General features: G+C 66.9%; 18 protein-coding genes and 2 riboswitches. Of the genes, 8 read left to right on the forward strand and 10 right to left on the reverse strand.

The genetic code is table 11. The features are described from left to right. The first annotated feature begins 52 nt into the window (after nt 1-52). Together efeO and efeB are read left to right on the forward strand one after the other, a co-directional pair. The gene (gene efeO, locus EV379_RS10645; RefSeq protein WP_130506110.1) at nt 53-1,231 is read left to right on the forward strand and encodes an iron uptake system protein EfeO; all 1,179 of its coding nucleotides are present in this window, start codon (nt 53-55) and stop codon (nt 1,229-1,231) included. Between the two features lie 10 nt (nt 1,232-1,241). Beyond that, entirely contained in the window at nt 1,242-2,606 is a 1,365-nt protein-coding gene (gene efeB / locus EV379_RS10650; protein ID WP_130506111.1) for an iron uptake transporter deferrochelatase/peroxidase subunit, read from the forward strand. 167 nt (nt 2,607-2,773) lie between these two features. Here the strand turns inward: efeB and EV379_RS10655 are convergent, their stop codons facing one another. The 7 genes from EV379_RS10655 to EV379_RS10685 form a co-directional block, all read right to left on the reverse strand. Further along, nucleotides 2,774-3,229, reverse strand: a complete 456-nt coding sequence (locus tag EV379_RS10655; RefSeq protein ID WP_130506112.1) for a hypothetical protein — start codon at nt 3,227-3,229, stop codon at nt 2,774-2,776. A gap of 67 nt (nt 3,230-3,296) precedes the next feature. Beyond that, nucleotides 3,297-3,959: a M23 family metallopeptidase gene (locus EV379_RS10660; RefSeq protein ID WP_165397346.1), complete on the reverse strand. Its 663-nt coding sequence runs from the start codon at nt 3,957-3,959 to the stop codon at nt 3,297-3,299. A 312-nt stretch (nt 3,960-4,271) separates the two neighbouring features. Next, entirely contained in the window at nt 4,272-6,182 is a 1,911-nt protein-coding gene (typA, locus tag EV379_RS10665) for a translational GTPase TypA (protein WP_130506114.1), read from the reverse strand. Nucleotides 6,183-6,423: 241 nt separating this feature from the next. Continuing rightward, nucleotides 6,424-8,160 carry a dipeptide ABC transporter ATP-binding protein gene (locus tag EV379_RS10670; RefSeq protein WP_130506115.1) on the reverse strand — a complete coding sequence of 579 codons (1,737 nt, stop codon included), beginning with the start codon at nt 8,158-8,160 and terminating at the stop codon, nt 6,424-6,426. An 8-nt stretch (nt 8,161-8,168) separates the two neighbouring features. After that, the gene (locus EV379_RS10675; protein ID WP_130506116.1) at nt 8,169-9,119 is read right to left on the reverse strand and encodes an ABC transporter permease; all 951 of its coding nucleotides are present in this window, start codon (nt 9,117-9,119) and stop codon (nt 8,169-8,171) included. Then, on the reverse strand, nt 9,109-10,038 hold the full coding sequence (locus EV379_RS10680) for an ABC transporter permease (RefSeq protein WP_130506117.1): 930 nt from the start codon (nt 10,036-10,038) through the stop codon (nt 9,109-9,111). The genes EV379_RS10675 and EV379_RS10680 overlap by 11 nt, the downstream gene beginning before the upstream one ends. 129 nt (nt 10,039-10,167) lie before the next feature. Continuing rightward, a complete protein-coding gene (locus EV379_RS10685; RefSeq protein ID WP_130506118.1) occupies nt 10,168-11,790 on the reverse strand; it encodes a peptide ABC transporter substrate-binding protein in 1,623 nt (540 codons plus the stop codon). Between the two features lie 228 nt (nt 11,791-12,018). On the opposite strand from EV379_RS10685, the gene EV379_RS10690 reads away from it, so the two are divergent. Together EV379_RS10690 and EV379_RS10695 are read left to right on the forward strand one after the other, a co-directional pair. Beyond that, nucleotides 12,019-12,408 carry a thiol-disulfide oxidoreductase DCC family protein gene (locus EV379_RS10690; protein ID WP_130506119.1) on the forward strand — a complete coding sequence of 130 codons (390 nt, stop codon included), beginning with the start codon at nt 12,019-12,021 and terminating at the stop codon, nt 12,406-12,408. A 41-nt stretch (nt 12,409-12,449) separates the two neighbouring features. Then, nucleotides 12,450-13,259, forward strand: a complete 810-nt coding sequence (locus EV379_RS10695; protein ID WP_423203262.1) for a CPBP family intramembrane glutamic endopeptidase — start codon at nt 12,450-12,452, stop codon at nt 13,257-13,259. 530 nt (nt 13,260-13,789) lie between these two features. On the opposite strand, the gene gcvP is transcribed toward EV379_RS10695, so the two are convergent. From gcvP to gcvT, 3 genes are read right to left on the reverse strand one after another with little or no spacing between them, the layout of a single operon-like run. Continuing rightward, on the reverse strand, nt 13,790-16,735 hold the full coding sequence (gcvP, locus tag EV379_RS10705; RefSeq protein ID WP_130506121.1) for an aminomethyl-transferring glycine dehydrogenase: 2,946 nt from the start codon (nt 16,733-16,735) through the stop codon (nt 13,790-13,792). A 48-nt stretch (nt 16,736-16,783) separates the two neighbouring features. Beyond that, nucleotides 16,784-17,155, reverse strand: a complete 372-nt coding sequence (gene gcvH, locus EV379_RS10710; protein ID WP_130506122.1) for a glycine cleavage system protein GcvH — start codon at nt 17,153-17,155, stop codon at nt 16,784-16,786. Between the two features lie 49 nt (nt 17,156-17,204). Then, the gene (gcvT, locus tag EV379_RS10715; RefSeq protein WP_130506123.1) at nt 17,205-18,356 is read right to left on the reverse strand and encodes a glycine cleavage system aminomethyltransferase GcvT; all 1,152 of its coding nucleotides are present in this window, start codon (nt 18,354-18,356) and stop codon (nt 17,205-17,207) included. A gap of 74 nt (nt 18,357-18,430) precedes the next feature. Beyond that, a riboswitch (glycine riboswitch) is annotated at nt 18,431-18,595 on the reverse strand. A 1-nt stretch (nt 18,596) separates the two neighbouring features. Beyond that, a riboswitch (glycine riboswitch) is annotated at nt 18,597-18,694 on the reverse strand. A gap of 259 nt (nt 18,695-18,953) precedes the next feature. On the opposite strand from gcvT, the gene EV379_RS10720 reads away from it, so the two are divergent. The 4 genes from EV379_RS10720 (at nt 18,954) to nadA (ending at nt 22,328) form a co-directional block, all read left to right on the forward strand. After that, nucleotides 18,954-19,322, forward strand: a complete 369-nt coding sequence (locus tag EV379_RS10720) for a hypothetical protein (RefSeq protein ID WP_130506124.1) — start codon at nt 18,954-18,956, stop codon at nt 19,320-19,322. Continuing rightward, the gene (locus EV379_RS10725; protein WP_165397347.1) at nt 19,322-20,143 is read left to right on the forward strand and encodes a hypothetical protein; all 822 of its coding nucleotides are present in this window, start codon (nt 19,322-19,324) and stop codon (nt 20,141-20,143) included. The genes EV379_RS10720 and EV379_RS10725 overlap by 1 nt, the downstream gene beginning before the upstream one ends. A 104-nt stretch (nt 20,144-20,247) precedes the next feature. Then, the gene (locus tag EV379_RS10730; protein ID WP_130506126.1) at nt 20,248-20,970 is read left to right on the forward strand and encodes an NUDIX hydrolase; all 723 of its coding nucleotides are present in this window, start codon (nt 20,248-20,250) and stop codon (nt 20,968-20,970) included. Continuing rightward, entirely contained in the window at nt 20,967-22,328 is a 1,362-nt protein-coding gene (gene nadA / locus EV379_RS10735) for a quinolinate synthase NadA (RefSeq protein ID WP_130506127.1), read from the forward strand. The genes EV379_RS10730 and nadA overlap by 4 nt, the downstream gene beginning before the upstream one ends.

The raw sequence follows: 22,328 nt of genomic DNA on the forward strand, positions 1-22,328 counted from the left end.
GGCGCCCAGACCCCCGCATTTCCGCATATCCCCCACTCTCGAGGAGACATCTGTGTCACGCCTACTCCGCCCCGTCATCGCCTCGGCAGCTGCCGGCGCCGCCCTGCTGCTGCTCTCCGGCTGCGTCGCGAACGCATCGAGCGCGGATGCCGACCACACCGCTATCACCGTCGACAGCAGCGCCTCGGACTGCACCGTCGGAGCCGCAACTGCCCCGAGTGGCAACGTGCAGTTCACGGTCAGCAACTCGGGAACGCAGGTGACCGAGTTCTACCTGCTCGCCGAAGACGGTCTGCGCATCGTCGGAGAGGTCGAGAACATCGGCCCAGGCATCAGCCGTGACCTCGTCGTGCAGGCACGCCCCGGCGACTACTTCACCGTCTGCAAGCCCGGCATGATCGGCGCGGGCATCGGCAAGGCGGCGTTCACTGTGACCGACTCCGGCCACGACTTCGAGGCGGACGCCGACCTGACCGCCCAGGTCGAGGCAGCGAACGTCAACTACGCGGCGTACGTGAAGGACCAGATCGCCCAGCTCGTGAGCGGAACCGACGCTTTCGCCGCCGCCTACGTCGCAGGCAACGACGATGAGGCCCGCGCCCTCTACGCCCCCACCCGCGTGCACTGGGAGCGCGTCGAGACCGTCGCAGAGTCCTTCGGCGACCTCGACCCGATGCTCGACCTCCGCGAGGCCGACCTCGAAGAGGGCCAGGACTGGACCGGCTGGCACGCCATCGAGAAGGACCTCTGGCCAGCCGAGGCCGAGGCCGGCTTCGCCGCGTACACCCCTGAGCAGCGCCGAGCCCTCGCCGACAAGCTTGTCGAGGACACCGCGACGCTGAACGAGAAGGTGCAGGACCTCGAGTTCACCCTCGACATGCAGACCAACGGCGCCATCGGCCTGATGGACGAGGTCGCCAGCGGCAAGGTCACCGGCGAGGAGGAGTTCTGGTCGCACACCGACCTCTGGGATTTCCAGGCCAACGTCGACGGCGCGACGGTGCTCTACGGCGGCGTGCGTGACATCCTGCTGGCCAAGGATGCCGAACTGGCCGCGACCCTCGACGAGGAGTTCGCCTCGCTGCAGACGCTGCTCGACGCACAGCGCGTCGGCGATGGGTTCCGCCTGTACACCGAACTCAGCCCCGCAGAGATCCGGGCATTCTCCGACCAGGTGAACGCACTCGGCGAGCCGCTCAACCAGCTCACCGCAACGCTCGTGCTCAACTAACCTCGAGAGCATGAGCACGCACGACGACGGTTCCCTCGGCACTCCGGCCGGGGGAACCCCTGCTGGAGAATCCGGCGCCGCCTCCGATGCCGCCCCCGGCGACGGCACAGCCGAGCGCCGTGGGCTCTCGCGCCGCGGCCTGCTCGGCCTGGCCGGTGCGACCGTCGCCGGCATCGGTCTCGGCATCGGCGCCGACCGTGCCGTGATCGCGGCCACCGGATCCGCGTCATCCGCCGTCGCACGCAGCTACGCCTTCTACGGTGCACACCAGGCCGGTATCGTCACCCCGGCGCAGGACCGCCTGCACTTCGCCGCATTCGACATGGCCGGCGATGCCACGCGCGCCGATCTGATCGAACTGCTACAGGACTGGACCGTCGCGGCCGCGGCGATGACGGCAGGCAAGGACGTCGGCGAGTTTGGTGCCGTCGGCGGCAACTACGACGCACCGCCGTCAGACACCGGTGAGGCACAAGGGCTGCCCGCCAGCGGGCTCACCATCACCTTCGGCTTCGGCCCGAGCCTCTTCCGCGGGCCGGCGGATGCCGACCGCTTCGGCCTCGCGGGCAAGCAGCCGCCGGCGCTCACCCGGCTGCCGCACTTCCCAGGGGACATGCTCGACCCAGCGGCCTCGGACGGCGACCTCTGCATCCAGGCCTGCGCGGACGACCCCCAGGTCGCCGTCCACGCCATCCGCAACCTCACGCGGATCGCCTTCGGCCGGGCGAGCCTGCGCTGGTCCCAGCTCGGCTTCGGCCGCACGTCATCCACGAGCACAACGCAGGCAACTCCGCGCAATCTGTTCGGCTTCAAGGACGGCACCGCCAACGTCAAGGCCGAGGAGACCGCGACGGTCGACAAGCAGATCTGGGTGAATGCCGCAGACGGTCCGGCATGGATGAGCGGCGGGAGCTACCTCGTCGCCAGGCGGATCCGGATGACCATCGAGACCTGGGATCGCACCATCCTGCGCGAGCAGGAGGCTGTGATCGGCCGCACGAAGGGCGAGGGCGCCCCGCTCTCCGGCGGCAGCGAGTTCACCGAACCCGACTTCGAGGCCACAGGCCGTGCCGAGCAGCCGCTCATCCCCGAGACGGCGCATGTCAGGCTGTCGCACCCGAGCAAGAACGGCGGAGCGGCGATGCTGCGCCGCGGCTACAACTTCGTCGACGGCAACGATGAGCTGGGCAGGCTGAACGCCGGGCTGTTCTTCCTCAGCTACCAACGCTCCCCCGAGCAATTCATCACCGTGCAGTCCCAGTTGGCCAAGAACGACGCCCTCAACGAGTACATCCGGCACGTGGGCTCCGCGCTGTTCGCCGTTCCGCCCGGCGCCGGCCAGGGCGGCTACGTCGGCGAGGCCCTCTTCGCCTAGTCGCGAGCAAACCGCTCGATTCGCTGGTTGAGTAGCGCGATGCGCAGCATCGCGAAAGGCGGCAGCCATCACCAAGGCAAGCTCGGGAACCGTCACCGATGCTGGCGGAGTTATCGAACGAGCGAGGGTCTCGGTACGGCCCTGGCGGGCTATTCGTCGGAATTGGGTTACTGCGTGATCGGCACGACCGTGTACAGCACGCCCTGGTCGCTGCCGGCCACGACGACGGCGTAGTTCGCGTTCTGCGCGAAGTATGCGCCGCTCGCCAGACCTTCGAGCCCAGGGATGTTCTCGGCCGAGACGCCATCCGGCGTCGTGAAACCGGCCGCTTCGAGCTGGGCCTGCGCATCGGCGATCGGGTCGGCGGCGTCGGACTTGATGATTGCGATCCACCCGGGACCGTCAGGGTTCTTGCCACCGCCGACGACGTCGCCATCGATGACTGGCACTGCCTCTGGCCAGCCGCTCGGGAGCGAGCCGACGCTGACGTTGCCGCCGGATGCGTCCTCGACCGCACCGTTGACGATGCCGGAGACCTCCGAGCAGGCACTGAGGGCCGGGGCGAGCAGCAGCGCGGCAACGATGGCAACGGGAACGGCTACACGGGTTCGAATGGTCTTCATCAGGGTCGTCTCCATCACGCTGTCGGCCGGCGAATGCCCGCCGTCACAACGAATTCTACGGGGTCGCTCAGCCCGCGTTCTCAGCCAACCAGGCGTAGCCGTCGATGCGCACGCCGTCCTCGTAGAACAGCTCGAAGTGCAGGTGCGGTCCGGTCGACTGGCCCGTCGTCCCTGTCAGTCCGACGAACTGTCCGGCCACGACGGCGTCGCCGACCGACATGCCGAGCGAACCGTACTGCATGTGCGAGTACGAGCTGGTGATGGTGCGCCCGCCGACGACGTGCTGGATTTCGACGTGGGTGCCGAGTCCCCCACCGTCGTTGGTCGCGACCACGACGACGCCGTCGGCGATCGACTGGATCGGCGTGCCGTCCCCGCCCCCGAAATCGACACCGTCGTGGAACGTCGAGCATCCGTCGCATGGTGCATCGCGCGGGCCGAAGCCACCGTTGATGCGCGCCTCGAACGGGTAGGGCCAGACGATTCCGCCGCCCACCGCGACGGGGGCCGCGGCCTGCGCGACGGCGGCCGGCGCCGGCGCAGGCGCCTCCGCGCTGTACTCGTCGTGGTCGATGGTCGAGACGGCCTCCGCCGGGCTCACCACAGACTGCGCGCCATCAGCCAGGGCGCTGGTGACCTGCTGGCCGTCCGCCACGGTGCTCGTCTCGGTGAAGACGACGGCGTTGGCCGCGACGGCAGGCATCGCGGTGAAGCCGAGGACGGTGGCCATCGCCACCACGCTCAGCGTGGGCCGGAGCAGACGTGAGGCGGCGCGGGAAGCCGGGCGGGAATCGGACGGGGAACGGTGTGAAAGGAAGAAACTCATAAAGTCAGAAGCGTGCTGTACACAATCTCGTGGGGAACGCACCACGAGAACCGTGACGCAAGCAATCCGACGAGCTTAGAAGGCCGTTCTGGGCGGTCAGGGTACAAGTGCCGCAAAAGTCCTGAGAGAAGCTCAGAAAACGCTGGGTGGCCACCTCAGCACCGGCGCATGACAACGGCCACCGCGCTGTGCGCGGTGGCCGTTGTCGAGCGGGACTTAGCCCTGGTTCTGCTTCTTCATGCGCGAGTAGGTGCGGGCACGCGCGGTCGAGTCGAGCTCGACCTTGCGGATGCGCACGAACTCGGGCGTGACCTCGACGCACTCGTCCTCGCGGGCGAACTCGAGCGACTCCTCCAGGGTGAGCTTGCGCGACGGGGTCATGCGCTCGAAGGAATCGGAGGTGGACTGACGCATGTTGGTCAGCTGCTTCTCCTTGGTGATGTTGACGTCCATGTCATCGGCGCGCGAGTTCTCTCCGACGACCATGCCCTCGTAGACCTCCTGCGTCGGCTCGACGAAGAACGACATGCGCTCCTGCAGAGCGACCATGGCGAACGGGGTGGCGACACCTGCACGGTCGGCCACGATGGAGCCGTTGGTGCGGGTGACGATCTCGCCGGCCCAGATGTCGTAGCCGTGCGAGACGGCGTTGGCGATGCCGGCACCGCGGGTGATGGTCATGAACTCGGTGCGGAAGCCGATGAGGCCGCGCGAGGGAACGATGAACTCCATGCGGACCCAGCCGGTGCCGTGGTTCGACATGCCGTCCATGCGGCCCTTGCGGGCGGCGAGCAGCTGCGTGATGGCGCCGAGGAACTCGTCGGGGGCGTCGATGGTCAGGTGCTCGTACGGTTCGTGCGTCTTGCCGTCGATCTTCTTCAGAACCACCTGCGGCTTGCCGACGGTGAGCTCGAAGCCCTCACGACGCATCTGCTCGACGAGGATGGAGAGCGCGAGCTCACCACGACCCTGAACCTCCCAGGCGTCCGGGCGTCCGATGTCGACGAGCTTGAGCGAGACGTTACCCACCAGCTCGCGGTCGAGGCGGTCCTTGACCATGCGCGCGGTGAGCTTGTGGCCCTTGACCTTGCCGACGATCGGCGAGGTGTTGGTTCCGATGGTCATCGAGATGGCGGGGTCGTCGACCGTGATGGTCGGCAGCGGGCGCACGTCGTTGACGTCGGCGAGGGTCTCACCGATGAAGATGTCCTCAAAGCCGGCGACGGCGACGATGTCACCGGGGCCTGCGCTCTCGGCGGGGAAGCGGTCGAGTGCCTTCGTGATGAAGAGCTCGGTCACGCGGACGTTTGCAACGGTACCGTCGTGCTTGACCCAGGCAACCGTCTGGCCCTTCTTGATGGTGCCCTGGAAGATGCGCAGCAGCGCAAGACGGCCGAGGAACGGCGAGGAGTCGAGGTTGGTGACCCAGGCCTGCAGCGGGTGCTCGTCGTCGTAGACGGGGGCAGGAACGTGCTTGAGGATCGCCTCGAAGAGGGGCTCAAGGTCGTCGTTGTCCGGAAGCGCGCCGTTGGCCGGCTTGTTCAGGCTCGCTGCGCCGTTGCGGCCCGATGCGTACACGACGGGAACGTCGAGGATCGCATCGAGGTCGAGGTCGGGAACATCGTCGGCCATGTCGCTGGCGAGGCCGAGGAGCAGGTCCTGGCTCTCGGCGACGACCTCGTCGATGCGCGCGTCGGGGCGGTCGGTCTTGTTGACCAACAGGATGACGGGGAGCTTGGCCTCGAGCGCCTTGCGCAGCACGAAGCGGGTCTGCGGGAGCGGGCCCTCGCTGGAGTCGACGAGCAGAACGACGCCGTCAACCATGGAGAGACCGCGCTCGACCTCTCCACCGAAGTCGGCGTGGCCGGGGGTGTCGATGACGTTGATGACGATGGGGCCGTCGGTGGCGTGCTTGCCCTTGTACGAGACCGCCGTGTTCTTGGCGAGAATCGTGATGCCCTTTTCGCGCTCCAGCTCGTTGGAGTCCATGGCGCGCTCTTCGAGGTGAGCGTGCTCGGCGAAGGAGTCGGTCTGGCGCAGCATGGCGTCAACCAGAGTCGTCTTGCCGTGGTCAACGTGGGCGACAATCGCCACATTTCGGAGGTTATCGCGCGTGGCGAGTGCCATAAAAGTTTGTCCTTGGTCTGCTGTGGGTTGAGTTGCGCCTCGCGGCGAGCACCCTGCTCGACGGGATCAGGCTGAGAAGAGCACTGATGAAGCGCGCGATAGGGACGGTCTTGCGGTTGCGAAATCAATGTTCGCTGGTACCCTATGCGATCAGTTTACCCTGAGTTACATGAAAATCGGCCCAGCACCCGGATGACGGGTGCTGGGCCGATTGGGAAACAGCCGGAGATTCGGCGACCGATTAGCGGCCGAACACGAAGTTTCCGCCGGGAATGGCGGCCAGCAGATCCTGGGTGTAGCGCTCGCGCGGGTTGTCGAAGACCTCATCGGTCGTCGCCGCCTCGATGATCTGCCCCTTCTTCATGACGCAGACGTTGTCGGCGATCAGGCGCACCACCGCGAGGTCGTGCGTGATGAAGAGGTAGGTCAGGCCGAGCTCGGTCTGCAGCTCGGTGAGCAGGTTCAGGATCTGACCCTGCACGAGCACGTCGAGCGCCGAGACGGCCTCGTCGAGCACGAGCACATCGGGCTTGAGCGCAAGCGCACGCGCGACGGCGATGCGCTGACGCTGACCGCCAGAGAGCTCACTCGGGTAGCGGAATCGCGTCGCGGCCGGCAGCGACACCTGGTCGAGCAGCTCCAGAACGCGGGCCTGCCGTTCCTTGGCGTTTCCGACCTTGTGCGCGAGCAGCGGCTCGGCGATCGTGTTACCGACGCTGTACTGCGGGTCGAGCGATCCGTACGGGTCCTGGAACACCGGCTGAACGCGGCGGCGGAACTTGAGCAGTTCCGCACCCTTCAGCGCGGCGACATCCTGACCGTCGAACTCGATCTTGCCGCTCGTGATCGTCTCCAGCTGCAGCAGCAGCTTGGCGACGGTCGACTTGCCGGAGCCGGACTCACCGACGATCGCGGTGGTCGTTCCGCGCTGCACGCCGAAGCTCACCCCGTCGACGGCCTGGAGTTCCTTGTACTTGAACCCCTGCTGACGGATGCGGTACGTCTTGGAGACGTCCTGCACCGAGATCAGGTCCTTGGCCGGCGCCGCCTGCTCGCGCTCAGCGGCGCGAGCGATCAGCGTCGCGTCGAGGGAGTCGCCGGAGAAGATCTCCGGAGCCGCTGCCTCGGCGTGCTTCGCCGACTGGATGCGACGCGAGGCGAGGCTCGGCGCGGCCGAGACGAGGCGCTGCGTGTACGGGTGCTGCGGGTTGGCCAGGATCTCCTTGGACGGCCCGGACTCGACGACCTTGCCGCGGTACATGACCACGAGCTGCTCAGCACGCTCCGCGGCCAGGCCGAGGTCGTGCGTGATGAACAGCACGGAGGTGCCGTAGTCGCGCGTCAGGGTGCCGAGGTGGTCGAGGATCTGGCGCTGGACCGTGACGTCGAGAGCCGAGGTCGGCTCGTCGGCGATCAGGAGCTTCGGGCGAGACGAGAGGCCGATTCCGATGAGCACGCGCTGACGCATACCGCCGGAGAACTGGTGCGGGTACTGCTTGAGGCGCTCCGCGGCGTCGCCGAGGCCGGCCTCCTGCAGCACCTGGATTGCGCGCAGTTTCGCGTCCTTGCCCTGGGCGACGCCGTTGGCCTTGATGGCCTCCTCGACCTGGAAGCCGATGTTCCACACCGGGTTGAGGTTCGACATCGGGTCCTGGGGGACGTAGCCGATCAGGCGGCCGCGCACATCCTGGATCTCCTTCGGAGACAGCTTGGTCAGGTCGCGACCCTCGAACAGGATCTCGCCACCCGTGACCTCGCCGGTGCCGGGCAGCAGGTCGATGACCGACTGGGCGGTCGTCGTCTTACCTGAGCCGGACTCACCGACGATGGCGAGGGTCTGGCCCTGGTACAGGGTCAGGTCGACGCCGCGCACCGCGGGCACGAGACCGCGCTGGGTGCGGAATCCCACCTCGAGGTTGCGGATCTGAAGCAGGGGCGTTGTCGAGGTATCGATGTTCTGACTCTCGTTTTCGTTCATGGCCGGGGTCATCGACGTGCCCTCGCTGCCGGGTCGAGTGCGTCGCGGACCACGTCGCCGAGCATCAGGAACGACAGCACGGTGATCGACAGTGCGGCAGAGGGAAGGAGCAGCACCTGGGGGTTGGTGCGGATCGATGTCTGCGCCTGAGCGATGTCGTTACCCCAGGACATGACGTTCGGCGGCAGGCCGATACCGAGGAACGACAGGGTCGCCTCGGCGACGATGAACGTTCCGAGCGAGATCGTCGCGACCACGATCACCGGGGCGATCGAGTTCGGGATCACGTGCCGGATGAGAATCCGGAACTTCGACACACCAAGGGCGGTCGACGCCGTCACGTAGTCGGAGTTCCTCGCGGAGAGCACGGCACCGCGCATGATGCGCGCGATCTGTGGCCAGGCGAAGATCGCCAGCACGAGAGCCACCGTGAGAGGTGTGCGCTCGGGCAGAACCGACATCAGCACGATCGCACCGAGGACGGTGGGGATCGCGAAGAAGATGTCGCCGACACGGGAGACGAAGGAGTCGAGGAATCCGCCGTAGTAGCCCGCGAGCGAACCGACGATGATGCCGGAGAGCGTCACGAGCAGGGTCGCCAGCACACCGACGGTGACGGATGCCTGCGCGCCGAAGATGATGCGCGCGTAGACGTCACAGCCCTGACGGGTGAAGCCGAGCGGGTGACCGGCCTCAGGGGCGCCGTTGCTGTTTGCCAACTGGCAGTTCAGGTTCGGCGACACCGAGGTGAACAGCCCGGGGAATGCGGCGACGACCAGGATCAGAACGATGAGAATCGAGGAGATCCAGAACGAGGGGCGGCGGCGCATGGAGTCCCACGCGTCAGCCCAGGTGCTCCGGGCCTTTTCAGTCTCATCGAGGCGGTCGACCGGGGCGATCGGGGTGTCTTCGATCGGCGCAACGTAGTGCGCTTGCGTCTGGACGTTGTTATTTTGCATAGCGAATCCTCGGGTCAAGCAATGCGTAGAGCAGGTCGACGAGCAGGTTCGCCACGACGAAGATGATGACCATCATCGCCACGAACGACACGACGGTCGGTCCTTCTCCGAGCTGAACGGCGCGGTAGACGGTGCCACCGACGCCGTTGATGTTGAAGATTCCCTCTGTGACGATCGCACCGACCATGAGCGCACCCAGGTCAACACCGAGGAACGTCACGACGGGAACGAGTGAGTTGCGCAGCACGTGAACGCGAACGACGCGGTTGCGCGAGAGGCCCTTGGCCGTCGCGGTCCGCACGAAGTCGGCGTTCAGGTTGTCTGCGACGCTCGCCCGGGTCAGGCGCACGATATACGCGAACGACACGGATGCCAGCACAATCGCAGGCAGAACCAACTCGTTGAACGGCGCATCGCCACTGACGGTCGTTCGAGCCCAGCCGAGTTGCACGCCGAAGACGTATTGCAACACGAAACCGACGACGAAGGTCGGCACTGAGATGAGCAGGAGGCTGACGACGAGCGCACTCGCGTCGAAGATCTTGCCCTTGCGGAGACCGGCGATGAGGCCGATCGTGATGCCGGCAACGGCTTCGAAGAAGAGGGCAAGCAAGGCGAGCCGGAGGGTGATCGGGAACGCCTCGGCCATGACCTCTGAGACGGGTCGGCCGGAGTAAGTCGTTCCGAAGTCACCCTGGAACAGACCGCCGATGTAGAGCAGGTACTGCACGATGAACGGCTTGTCGAGGTTGTACTGCGCCCGGATCTGTTCGATCACTTCAGGGGCCGGAGGACGGTCGCCGTACAGAGCGGCAATCGGGTCACCCGGGAGCGAGAACACCATGAAGTAGATCAGGAAGGTCGCGCCGAAGAATACGGGGATCATCTGGAGAATACGTCTGCCTGTGTACCACAGCATCAGCATCCTCCGTTCGATGGAAGAAGCATTGAGATCACAATCACTGGATGAGCTTAGTCGGCCAGCTGTCCGAGGCGAAAACGCCTCGGACAGCCGGTCGAACTAGGAAGGGAGGTTAGTTACGGAGAACTATTCCTTCGTGATCTGGTAGTACAGCGGGACGGAGTCCCAGCCGAATACGACGTTGTCAACGGCCTCAGAGGAGACACCGTTCACGTTGGAGTACCACAGCGGAACGGTGGCCATGTCCTTGAGCAGGACCTCCTGAGCAGCCTGGTACTTCGCGGTTGCGTCCTCGACGGTCTGCGCCACGGAGCCCTCAGCGAGCAGGTCGTCGAACGCCGTGTTGCTGTAGCCCTCGTAGTTGCTGCCTGCACCGGTCTGGTAGAGCGGGGCGAGGAAGTTGTACATCGAGGGGTAGTCGCCCTGCCATCCGGCGCGGGTTCCACCGGTCAGCTTCTGCTGCTCACGGTCGTCCAGCGCAGCGGCGAAGGTCGGGTAGGACTTGCCAACGGCCTGGATGCCGAGCGTGTTGGCAATGCTGTTGGTGACAGCCTCGACCCATGCCTGGTGTCCGCCATCAGCGTTGTACGCGATGTCGAAGGTACCGGTGTAGGGCGAGATGGCGTCGGCCTCGGCCCAGAGCTTCTTGGCCTCCTCCGGGTTGTACTCCAGGAACTCAGCGCCCTTGAGCTTGTCGGTCCAACCGGCGATCACCGGGGAGGTGAAGTCGGTGGCCGGGGTGCGGGTGCCCTGGAAGATCACGTCGGTGATCTCATCGCGGTTGATGGCCATCGAGATGGCGTGGCGGCGAAGCTCGCCTTCCTCATCCATACCGAAGTGCTCGAGGTAGCCCGGGATGTTGAAGCCCTGGAAGATGGCAGCAGCCTGGTTGACCGCGCGGTCACCGAACTCGTCTTCGTAGGTCTCGAACGCGGAGTCGGGAACACCGTCGAGAACGTCGAGGTTGCCACCCTGGACATCGGCGTAAGCCGCATCCTGCGTCGCGTAGAAGGTGATCGTGAGGCCACCGTTGACCGGGGTGCGGACACCCTTGTAGTCGGGGTTGGTGACGAGGTCGATCTTCTCGTTGTGGACCCACGCCTTGTCGGAGGCCAGCATGTACGGGCCGTTTCCGATCGGGTTCTCGCCGAATGCTTCCATGTCGGCAAGGCCGGCCTCGGGCAGCGGCATGTAAGCCGAGTAGCCCAGACGCAGCGGCCAGTCGGCCTCGGGGGCCGCGAGGTCAACCGTGAAGGTCAGGTCGTCGACGACCTTGAGACCGGTCAGCTCCGAGTCGGCGTCGTAGGAGAAGCCCTCGATGTTGTCGAAGAAGTACGATCCACCCTGAGCGTTGCTCAGCTTGGCGGCGTAGTTCCAGGCGTCAACGAAGGAGTTCGCCGTGACGGGCTCGTCGTTGGTGAAGGTCCAGCCATCGTTCAGCGTGACGGTCCAGTGCTGTGCATCGTCGGACTCGATCGACTTCGCGACCTCGTTCTCGATCTCACCGTCAGCGGTGTACGACACCAGGCCGGCGAAGATCGACGTAACGATCTTTCCGCCACCGGTCTCGGTGGTGTTGGCGGGGAGCAGCGGGTTCTGCGGCTCCGAGCCGTTCGTGGTGATGATGGCCGACGAGCTGGATGCGCCTTCGGTGCTTCCACTGCCAGTGTCGCTTGCGCAACCGCTAAGCGCGAGAGCGCTGGCGGCAGCAAGAGCGACGGCAACGAGGCCTAGCTTCTTGATCTTCAAGTTTTCCTCCTGTGCAAAGTGGGCAACGGCAGCACGGAAACGTTGTCGCACCGCCGCGCCAAGTACCCCCGAGAGTATGCAGCGATGGAGCCATGTGCAAATTCAGTACGGAACCGTTACAAACAGGAAACATCATGAGCAGCTTTCTTGCAGGATCTTACAAATCGCTCAGATGTTGTGCGTGATTTCGCAGGATCTTGCGCGCGCCTCTCGTGGTTGAATGGCGGCATGGGTTCAGCATCAGATTCACAACCCGCTCTGCTGATTTTCGACGGAGATTGCGGCTTCTGCACGAGCAGCGTTTCGTGGTTGCGACGCGTGCTTCCGGCCATGCCGGACGCCGCGCCATACCAGTGGACTGCGCTGGAGAAGTACGGCCTGAGCGAGGCGGATGCCGCTGCGCGCGTGTGGCTGGTCGCTGACGGCCGCAACCACGGCGGGCACCGCGCCGTTGCAGCCATGCTCACTCACCAGCCCCGTGCGATTCTCCGAATCGCCGGCCATCTCATGCTGTTTCCCCCACTCTCGTGGTTGGCCGCCGTCGGCTATGCCCTCGTCGCGCGCTATCGCTTCGCACTCCCGGGCGGAACGCCGGCCTGCCGGGTCGGACAACAGTGATCGGCAGCACAACGCCCGCAGCACCGGCGCGGCCGTCCGGTATCCGCTCGGCGCTTCGCCTGCCACCCCATCCCCCGGCTCCGAGCCTCACACGGCCGGAGCGGACTCGGCTGTGGATCGAGCTGGCGATCGTGCTCGGACTCTCGCTCGGGGCCTCAGCCGTCTATTCGGTGGTGTCGCTCATCGCCAAGCTCACCGCAGAGAAGCCGCTCGGTCAGCAGAGCACCGCCCTGAACACCTCGCAATCAAGCCGCGAATGGCTCGACTTCACCTACCAGTTCCTGAACATCTTCTTCGCACTCTTCGCGGTGGCCCTCGTGCTGTATCTGCTGTGGCAGCCGGGCCGGAGTCCATTTCGGCGGATCGGTTTCGATCTGAGCAGACCCGGGCGCGACCTCGGCGCCGGACTCGCTCTGGCGGCCGTCATCGGCATCCCGGGCATCGCGCTCTACCTGGGCGGCCGCGCGCTCGGCATCACCGTGGCGATCAACGCCTCGCCGCTCGAGACCTTCTGGTGGACGATCCCGATTCTCCTGCTCTCCGCCGCGAACGCGGCGTTGAGCGAGGAGATCATCGTCGTCGGCTACCTGTTCACCCGGCTGCGGCAGTTGGGCTGGAATCGCTGGGCGATCATCCTCGCCAGCGCGACGCTGCGCGGGAGCTACCACCTCTACCAGGGCTTCGGCCCATTCGCCGGCAACTTCGCGATGGGCGTTCTCTTCGGCTGGTGCTACGAGAAGTGGGGCAGGACGATGCCGCTCGTCATCGCGCACTGGGTTCTGGACGTCGCCTCGTTCGTCGGCTACCCACTCGCCGTGATGTGGTGGCCGGCACTCTTCGCGGCCGGCTGACGACATCCGCTTTCGGAACCTCGACCGGCTGTGGGGGTGCTTCGGCACGAACCGCGACGGCGTGATCCGATTCCTCGTCATCGCCGAGAACACGCAGCGTGATTCCGCTGCGCCGCGTCGGGGTGCACGCCACCAGAGAGCCGTCGAAGAGCAGCCCCTCGCTGCTGCCGAATTCGCTCATCGCTCTGGCACGACGCAGCGCGGCCGCCGTGCCGGGATCGCTGTGTTGCAGACGATCGGCGCGGGCATCGATGGCATCGGGAATCAGAGCGACGGCCGCGGCAAGCGTGCCGATCAGGCTGAGCCCCGCGCCTGCCCAGAGAAGATCTGCCAGAAGCATGATGGCCTCCTCCATACATGAGTTGTGCTCAGATTACCCCCGTGCCCCGGCCCTCGCCAGCCCTGCATCGCACCGCTTGACACCCTCGCCCACACACAGACAGAGACCGCACACCCGGTGGCGATCCGGCCCGATTTCGGGCCAGATTCCATCGGATGTGCGGTCTCTGGGCGGAGCTGCGTGCTGCCGCTTAGGCGAAGGCCTCCGGCGGCGGGCAGGCGCACACGAGGTTGCGGTCACCGAACGCCTGATCGATGCGACGCACCGGAGCCCAGTACTTGTTCCGGATGAGCGAGCGCACGGGGTAGACCGCGGTTTCGCGGCTGTACGGGTGGGTCCATTCGCCAGAGCCGTCGTCTCCGGTCACGACCGACTGCGCGGTGTGCGGGGCGTTGCGCAACGGGTTGTCGTCGGCCGGCCAGACGCCGGCGGCGACGGCATCCGCCTCGGCCTTGATCGAGATCATGGCCTCGATGAAGCGCTCGATCTCGCCGAGGTCTTCCGACTCGGTCGGCTCGACCATGAGCGTGCCTGCAACGGGGAAGGACATGGTCGGGGCGTGGAAGCCGTAGTCGACGAGGCGCTTGGCCACGTCGTCGACGGTCACACCGGTCGCTTCGGTGAGGGGGCGCAGGTCGAGGATGCACTCGTGTGCGACCAGGCCGTTGTCACCCGTGTAGAGCACCGGGTAGTGCTCGCCGAGGCGCGCCGCGATGTAGTTGGCGCTCAGCACGGCCGCGCCTGTGGCCTGCTTGAGCCCCTCTGCGCCCATCATGCGGATGTACGCCCACGTGATCGGGAGGATGCTCGGGCTGCCGTACGGCGCCGCCGAGATGGGGCCGCCGGCGTGCACGAACGGGCCGTGGTCGGCGCGCTGCGCGAGCGGGTGGCCGGGAAGGAACGGGGCGAGGTGCGCCTTGGCCGCGACGGGGCCGACGCCGGGGCCGCCACCGCCGTGCGGGATGCAGAACGTCTTGTGCAGGTTGAGGTGCGAGACGTCGCCGCCGAAGTCGCCGAAGCGGGCGAATCCGAGCAGCGCGTTGAGGTTGGCACCGTCGACGTACACCTGGCCGCCCGCGTCGTGCACGGCCTGGGTGATGGCGGTGACCTCGTGCTCGTACACGCCGTGCGTCGACGGGTAGGTGATCATGAGCGCAGAGAGTTCGTCGGCGTGCAGCGCGATCTTGGCGCGCAGATCGTCCAGGTCGACGTTGCCGAGCTCGTCGCAGGCGACCACGACGACCTTCATGCCTGCGAGCACGGCCGATGCCGCGTTCGTGCCGTGTGCGCTGGACGGGATGAGGCAGACGGTGCGCTCGAGCTCACCGTTGGAGCGGTGGTAGCCGCGGATCGCGAGGAGTCCGGCGAGCTCGCCCTGGCTACCGGCGTTCGGCTGCAGCGACACCGAGTCGTAGCCGGTGACCTCGGAGAGCCACGTCTCGAGCTGCTCGATCAGCGCGAGCGAACCGCGCACGTCGGCCTCGGGGGCGAAGGGGTGGAGCCCCGCGAACTCTGGCCAGGTGACGGCCTCCATCTCGGTGGCCGCGTTGAGCTTCATGGTGCAGGAGCCGAGCGGGATCATGCCGCGGTCCAGGGCGTAGTCGCGGTCGGCGAGCGTCTTGAGGTAGCGCATCATCTGCGTCTCGGAGTGGTGCGAGTTGAACACCGGGTGGCCGAGGTAGCTGCTCGTGCGGCGCAGTTCGCCTGCGGCGATGGCCGGCAGCACGGAGGGGTCGACGGTGACGGGCGTGCGCTCGGGCAGGCCGAAGGCCTCGGCGATGAGCGAGAGGTCGGCCTCGGTCGTTGTCTCATCGACCGAGATCGCGATGGTGGCCTCGCTGACCTCCCACAGGTTGTATCCACGGCTGCGGGCACGCTCGATGACCGTCGAGGCCAGGCCGGGAACGTGCACGCGGATCGTGTCGAAGAAGTCGTCGCTGACCAGGGTCAGGCCGTAGCCGGTGAGCACATCGGCGAGGGCGCGCGCCTTCTGCGCGGTGCCGACGGCGATGTGGCGGATGCCGGCAGGGCCGTGGTAGACCGCGAACATGCTCGCCATGACGGCCAGCAGCACCTGCGCGGTGCAGATGTTCGACGTCGCCTTCTCGCGGCGGATGTGCTGCTCGCGCACCTGCAGGGTGAGGCGGTACGCGGGGTGGCCGACGGCATCCTTGGACACGCCGACGAGGCGGCCGGGCATCTGGCGCTCGAGACCCGCGCGCACGGCCATGTAGCCGGCGTGAGGCCCGCCGAACCCCATCGGGACGCCGAAACGCTGGCTGGTGCCGACGGCGACGTCCGCGCCGAGCTCGCCCGGCGAGGTGATGAGCGCGAGGGCGAGCAGATCGGCTGCGACGACGACGAGGGCGCCCTGCGCCTTGCTCGCCGCGATGACGGCCGCGGGGTTCCAGACCCGGCCGGATGCACCGGGGTACTGCACGAACAGGCCGAAGTGCTCGCCGAGGTCCTCGCTGGTTGAGCCTGTCGAAACCCCGTGAAGGTCGGCGACGACGAGCTCGATGTCGAGCGCCTCTGCACGCGACTGCAGCAGGGCCAGCGTCTGCGGGAACACATCGGCGTCAACGACGAAGCGGTTCGTCTTCAGCTTCGAGGCGCGGCGGGCAAGGAGCATGCCCTCCACGACGGCCGTGCCCTCGTCGAGCATCGAGGCGTTGGCCGTGTCGAGCCCGGTGAGGTCGGTGACCATCGTCTGGAAGTTGATCAGCGCCTCGAGACGGCCCTGCGAGATCTCCGGCTGGTACGGCGTGTACGCCGTGTACCAGCTCGGGTTCTCGAGCACGTTGCGCTTGATGACCGACGGCGTGATGGTGCCGTAGTAGCCGAGGCCGATCATCGAGGTGCGCAGCGTGTTCTGGTCTGCGATGCCACGCAGTTCGGCCAGCGCCTCACGCTCGGTTGCGGCATCCGGGATCGCCGAGTTGAGAATCTCGCCAACGCGGATCGACTCGGGCACCGCGGCACCGAGCAGGGCCTCCAGGCTGTCGTATCCGAGCGTCGACAGCATCTGCTGCTGCTCGTTCACGCCGACGCCGATGTGGCGCCGGCCGAAGGCATCGGTGTCAAAGGCCGAAGAGATGGGTGCAGACGAGGTGGGCACGGGCTGGCTGGAGGTCATTGCTCTCGAGATTCTCTGGAGGGTCGTCAGAAGCGGTGGGTGCGACGCCTATTCGGCGATCAGCGCGGTGTACTCGTCGAAGCTGAGCAGCGCGGGCAGCTCGGTGAAGCTGATCTTGATCAGCCAGCCCTCGCCGAACGGGTCGGAGTTGACGAGCTCGGGGCTGTCGACCATGGCCTGGTTGATCTCGAGCACGGTGCCGTTCGCCGGGGCGAAGAGCTCGCCGACGGACTTGGTCGACTCGATCTCGCCGACGACGGTGCCTGCGGTGATCTCGTCGCCGGAGTCCGGGAGGTCGACGAAGACCACGTCACCGAGCTTCTCGGCTGCGTAGGCGGTGATGCCGACGACGGCGGTGTTGCCGTCGATCTGGAGCCACTCGTGCTCGGCGGTGTACTTGAGGGTGGTGGTGTCGGCCATGATGGCTCCTTTGCGATGGATGGTGTGCTGAGTGAGGTGGTGCGTGCGCTTACTGCGCGCGCTTGTAGAACGGCAGCGCGACGACGGATGCCGGCACCCGCGTGCCGCGCACGTCGATGAACAGTTCGCTGCCGAGCTCGGCGTGGCCGGGGTCGACAAAGGCCATCGCGATCGGGTGGCCGAGGGTCGGCGACAGCGCGCCGCTGGTGATCACGCCGACGGCGGGCGCGGCGGCATCCGCGCCGGAGAAGAGCTCGTAGTCGGCTCGACCGGCACGACGACCCTCTGCCGCGATGCCGACGAGCACGCGGGCACCGTCGGCCGGGCCCTGCTCGCTGGCCGCGCGGCCGACGAAGTCGCCCTCCTTGGCGAGCGCAACGACGCGGCCGAGGCCGGCCTGCGCTGGAAACACGTCGACGCCGAGTTCGTGGCCGTAGAGCGGCATGCCCGCCTCGAGGCGCAGGGTGTCGCGACTGGCGAGCCCACACGGGACGAGGCCGTGCTCCGCTCCGGCTGCGGTCAACGCGGCCCAGAGCTCGGCGGCCCGCTCCGTCTGGATGTAGAGCTCGAAGCCGTCCTCACCGGTGTAGCCGGTGCGGGCGACGAGCAACGGGACGCCGTCGAAGAGGGCATCGGTCGACCAGTAGTACTTGAGCTCGGAGAGCGGGATGCCGAGATCCGTGATGCCGGGAGTGGCCTCGAGGATGGCGCGAGAGACCGGGCCCTGCACGGCGATCAGTGCGAGGTCGTCGCTCTGATCGGTGACGGTGACGTCGAAGCCGGCCGCGCGCTCGACGAGGGCAGGCACGACGGCGAAGCGGTTGCCGGCGTTGGCGACGACGAGGAACTTCTCGTCGCCGAGGCGGTAGACGACGAGGTCGTCGACGATGCCGCCAGATTCGTTGAGCAGCAGGCTGTACTTGGCCTGACCGTATGTGATGGCGGAGAGCTTGCCTGCGAGGGCGTAGTCGAGGAAGGCCGGGGCGCCTGGACCCTCGACGAGGATCTCGGCCATGTGCGAGATGTCGAAGATGCCGGCGGCGGTGCGCACGGCGTGGTGCTCGGCGAGGTCGCTGGAGTAGCGCACGGGCATCTGCCAACCGCCGAAGTCGGTGAAGCTGGCGCCGGCGGCCACGTGCAGCTCGTGCAGCGGCGAGAAGCGGTCGGTGGTGCCGGTCGTGTCAGTCGTTACGTCATTCATTGGCGCGGAGTTCCTCACGTCGAACCGGCCGAGGCCGGGCGAGATTCTGGACGGTCGTTTGACCGTCTCGGAACTCCCCCTCTGTCATCCGGCCTGAGAGTTTCACCGCGGCTCCGTCGATCGACGGAATCGTGCGGCTTTCACCTTGGGCGGGACTTCGCGATCCAGACCGGCCACGCGAGAGTGATCTCGACAGGCTCGATCAGGATTTCGCTCGCGAAATCCACTTTCCAGAGCGGCCAGCTCGACGCGGTACATATACCTGAGAGATTGTCGGGGAGGATTGCTCCTTCGGTGCCGATACGTTCGAAAACGCCCGGCTCTCCCGCGTCGACCATGTGGCCCGATATTCAGTTCAGTGCGCGCGCTCCACCCGCGAGCAGAGTGCGCTGCCAGCATACCGCGCGGCGCGGGTTTCCATCGCCGCCCGCCACCGGGCGCAGTCACCTCACTCGGCCGAAGCAGCGGACGCCCTCTGCACGCCTCATCAGCACCCCTCGACACACGCGTGGTGTAGCTTTATCGCTCGTTGGCGACTGGGGTACAAAATCCCCTGCGCCCGTCACTCACGCATCACCGAAGAGAAGGCAGGAACCAATGGGGGAACCCTCGTACTCGACCAACCCGGAGTTTGACAGCGGGCCGTGGGCGACAATTTCGTCGGGGATGAAGGTCCTCGCCAAGCGCGGCCGCCTGGTCGTCGCCGACGGTCACCTCGGCCTCTTTCGCGAGAACGGCGATCTGATCAACAGCGCGCCACTCGCCTCCGTTGAACTCAAGAAGGGCTTCACGTACTCCCTCTCCTCCATCCCCCAGCTGAGCGTCGGCGGCACCAAGTACAAGGTGATGGTGTCCTACGAGCACTCCATCGAGCACGGCCTCGGCGACCAGCAGGCCAAGGAGATCCAGTACGAGGAGAACGACAAGCTCTCTGAGGTCATCCGCAGGCACGGCGGCAAGGCCTAGTGCCCCGGCCCCTCGCTCAGGCCGAGCAGTCTCGGCAGGCCCGGGCGTTCTGCGCTGAGCGGGGGTACGTCTTCCGCGACCGCGTGGTCAACCCACCGCTGTCCGGCCTGCTCTTCAGGAGCACACGGAATGTGCTGATGCTGGGCGTCATCGACGCGCTCTCGTCCGATGCCCCATACCTGTGTGCCCGGATCACGGCACGCGGGCGACGGCTACGGGGCCTGAAGATGATCATGATCCCGCTGCCGCGCCCCGTTCCCAACATGGTGCTGCTGAGCACGGGCGGCTCCGTTTTGCGCCGCCTGGGCATTGCCCTGAACGAGTCCCAGCGCCTGGCGGTCGAGGGCGACTTCCACACCCGGTTCACCCTCTACTGCCCAGCCGGCTACGGCGCCGACGCGCTCTACCTATTCTCACCAGACCTCCTGACCCGCCTGATGGATGCCGCAGCCGGCTGTGACATCGAGGTCGTCGACAACCGCGTTCTCATCTACGCGCCCGCTCACGCATTCGAGGGGGCAGGGCAGCTCGCCGAGTTGCCCGCACTGGCGCGCTACCTGCACGAGAAATTCGAACGGCAGTCCATGCGCTACCGGGACGAGCGTCGCTCAGACGGGGAGCTGGCCGATCCGTTCCGGCGGGCGCAGCTCACCGCCACCGCGCAGGGAAGCGAAGTGGGGCACATGGTCGGCGCCGCCGGAAACCGGCTGCGCACCCGCACGACCGCGTTGCAGAAGGCCGGCATCGCGCTTGCGGCACTGCTGGCACTGTCCGCGGGGCTCTACTGGATCGGGATGGTGGGAACGGCGCTGTTCGGCTAGCGGGGTCGACGTCACGAATTCGCCTTCTGGTCAGATTGACCATAAGATGGGCGCAGACTTAAAGTCACTCTGACCTTTAGTCGCGAGCATCGAACGGAGACGCCATGGCGGTTGAGCAGCCAGCGAGCGCCGAGCTTGCCGTGTCAACGGTGATCTTCGCGCTGCGAGCCCAGCCGGCATCCGGGCCCGACACCGAGCTACCCTCGCTCTGGCTGCCGCTCGTGCGCCGCACCCGGGAACCGTTCGAGGGCCAGTGGGCGCTGCCGGGCGGCTGGCTCCCCGTCGACGAGGAGCTCGGTAGGGCCGCGGCGCGCACCCTGCGCGAGACGACGGGGCTCGCGCCGAAGTACCTCGAGCAGCTCTACAGCTTCGGCGCACTCGACCGCTCGCCTGGGCGCCGGGTCGTCTCGGTCGTCTACTGGGCACTCGTGCAGTCCGACGAGGCCGCGCGTGCGGCCGTCGGCGAGAACGTGCAGTGGTTCCCGGCCGACGATCTGCCTGAGCTCGCCTTCGACCACAACCTGATCGTCGACTACGCCCTCTGGCGGCTGCGCACCAAGCTCGAGTACTCCCGCATCGCCCACGCCTTCCTCGGGGAGACGTTCACCCTCGCCCAGCTGCGCGAGGTGCACGAGGCCGTGCTGCAGCGCCCACTCGACCCGGCGAACTTCCGCCGCACGATCGAGGCATCCAAGACGGTGATCGCGACCGACGAGTATCTCGCAGGCACGCCGCACCGACCGCCCCGCCTCTACCGCTTCGACTCCACCATCGACCCCGCAGACCTCGGCCCCCTCGGCCGCGCCACCCCTGGGAAGGCATCATGAGCACCATCTCGAACCCAACAGCGCCGACCACCCCGGCATCCGTCGACCGCGTCATCCAGCTGATCGCGAGCGGCGAATCCTCAGGCGAGAGCTGTTCACCGGAACTCAGCAAGGGCCCGTGGGAGTTCGACGCCGGCCCCACCGCGTACGGTCCCGGCTCATCCATGGGCGATGTGATCCCAGCCGGCTCGCCCCGTCAGGGCGCGCTGCCGGCCGAGTACAAGACCGCCAGCGACGAGGAGCTCGACGCCCGCGTGCGCGCGGCCAAGGCGACACTCGGCGACCGGGTGCTCGTGCTCGGCCACTTCTACCAGCGCGACGAGGTCGTGGCCCACGCCGACTACATCGGCGACTCCTTCCAACTGGCCGGTGCCGCGAAGTCCAAGCCGGATGCCGAGGCGATCGTCTTCTGCGGCGTGCACTTCATGGCAGAGACCGCCGATCTGCTCTCGACGCCGGAGCAGGCCGTCATCCTGCCGAACCTCGCCGCCGGCTGCTCGATGGCCGACATGGCCGACATCGACTCGGTCACCGAGTGCTGGGAGGCGCTCGAGGAGCTCTACGGCACCGAGCCGGACGCCGACGGCCGCGTGCCTGTCATCCCCGTGACCTACATGAACTCCTCCGCCGCGCTCAAGGGCTTCTGCGGCGAGCGCGGCGGCATCGTCTGCACCTCGTCGAACGCGGAGACCGTGCTGGAGTGGGCGTTCGAGCGCGGCCAACGGGTGCTGTTCTTCCCCGACCAGCACCTGGGCCGCAACACGGCGAAGGCGATGGGCGTCCCGCTTGACCGGATGCCGATGTGGAACCCGCGCAAGCCCCTCGGCGGCTCGAGCGAGGCCGAGCTGCACGACGCCCAGGTGATCCTCTGGCACGGCTTCTGCAGCGTGCACAAGCGTTTCACCGTCGATCAGATCGAGCAGGCACGCGTCAGCCACCCCGGCGTGCGCGTGATCGTGCACCCGGAGTGCCCGATGCCCGTCGTCGACGCGGCCGACGAGTACGGCTCAACCGACTACATCACGAAGGCGATCGCGGCTGCGCCGGCCGGATCGACCTTCGCCATCGGCACCGAGATCAACCTGGTGCAGCGCCTGGCCGCGCAGTACCCGCAGCACACGATCTTCTGCCTGGACCCCGTCGTCTGCCCGTGCTCGACGATGTACCGCATCCACCCGGGCTACCTCGCCTGGGTGCTCGAGTCACTCGTGGCCGGCGAGGTCGTCAACCAGATCTCGGTCAGCGCCGACGTGGCCGTTCCTGCCCGCCTCGCCCTCGAACGGATGCTCGCCGCCAAGCCGCCGGCCAACGGCGGCGGCACTGCCCCTGCCGCGACAGCCGTTCCCGCTGGAGCCTGA

It is taken from the genome of Microterricola gilva (assembly GCF_004217495.1).
In the GTDB taxonomy this organism is placed as follows: domain Bacteria; phylum Actinomycetota; class Actinomycetes; order Actinomycetales; family Microbacteriaceae; genus Microterricola; species Microterricola gilva.

Excerpts from the sequence above, each read along its gene's own strand:
- EV379_RS10660 (WP_165397346.1), bottom strand. The coding sequence starts at position 3,959 with ATGGCCACCGTCCTCGGCTTCACCGCGATGCCTGCCGTCGCGGCCAAC.
- EV379_RS10655 (WP_130506112.1), bottom strand. The coding sequence starts at position 3,229 with ATGAAGACCATTCGAACCCGTGTAGCCGTTCCCGTTGCCATCGTTGCC.
- EV379_RS10670 (WP_130506115.1), bottom strand. The coding sequence starts at position 8,160 with ATGAACGAAAACGAGAGTCAGAACATCGATACCTCGACAACGCCCCTG.
- EV379_RS10675 (WP_130506116.1), bottom strand. The coding sequence starts at position 9,119 with ATGCAAAATAACAACGTCCAGACGCAAGCGCACTACGTTGCGCCGATC.
- efeB (WP_130506111.1), top strand. The coding sequence starts at position 1,242 with ATGAGCACGCACGACGACGGTTCCCTCGGCACTCCGGCCGGGGGAACC.
- typA (WP_130506114.1), bottom strand. The coding sequence starts at position 6,182 with ATGGCACTCGCCACGCGCGATAACCTCCGAAATGTGGCGATTGTCGCC.
- nadA (WP_130506127.1), top strand. The coding sequence starts at position 20,967 with ATGAGCACCATCTCGAACCCAACAGCGCCGACCACCCCGGCATCCGTC.
- gcvP (WP_130506121.1), bottom strand. The coding sequence starts at position 16,735 with ATGACCTCCAGCCAGCCCGTGCCCACCTCGTCTGCACCCATCTCTTCG.
- EV379_RS10730 (WP_130506126.1), top strand. The coding sequence starts at position 20,248 with ATGGCGGTTGAGCAGCCAGCGAGCGCCGAGCTTGCCGTGTCAACGGTG.
- EV379_RS10680 (WP_130506117.1), bottom strand. The coding sequence starts at position 10,038 with ATGCTGTGGTACACAGGCAGACGTATTCTCCAGATGATCCCCGTATTC.
- EV379_RS10720 (WP_130506124.1), top strand. The coding sequence starts at position 18,954 with ATGGGGGAACCCTCGTACTCGACCAACCCGGAGTTTGACAGCGGGCCG.
- gcvT (WP_130506123.1), bottom strand. The coding sequence starts at position 18,356 with ATGAATGACGTAACGACTGACACGACCGGCACCACCGACCGCTTCTCG.
- EV379_RS10690 (WP_130506119.1), top strand. The coding sequence starts at position 12,019 with ATGGGTTCAGCATCAGATTCACAACCCGCTCTGCTGATTTTCGACGGA.
- gcvH (WP_130506122.1), bottom strand. The coding sequence starts at position 17,155 with ATGGCCGACACCACCACCCTCAAGTACACCGCCGAGCACGAGTGGCTC.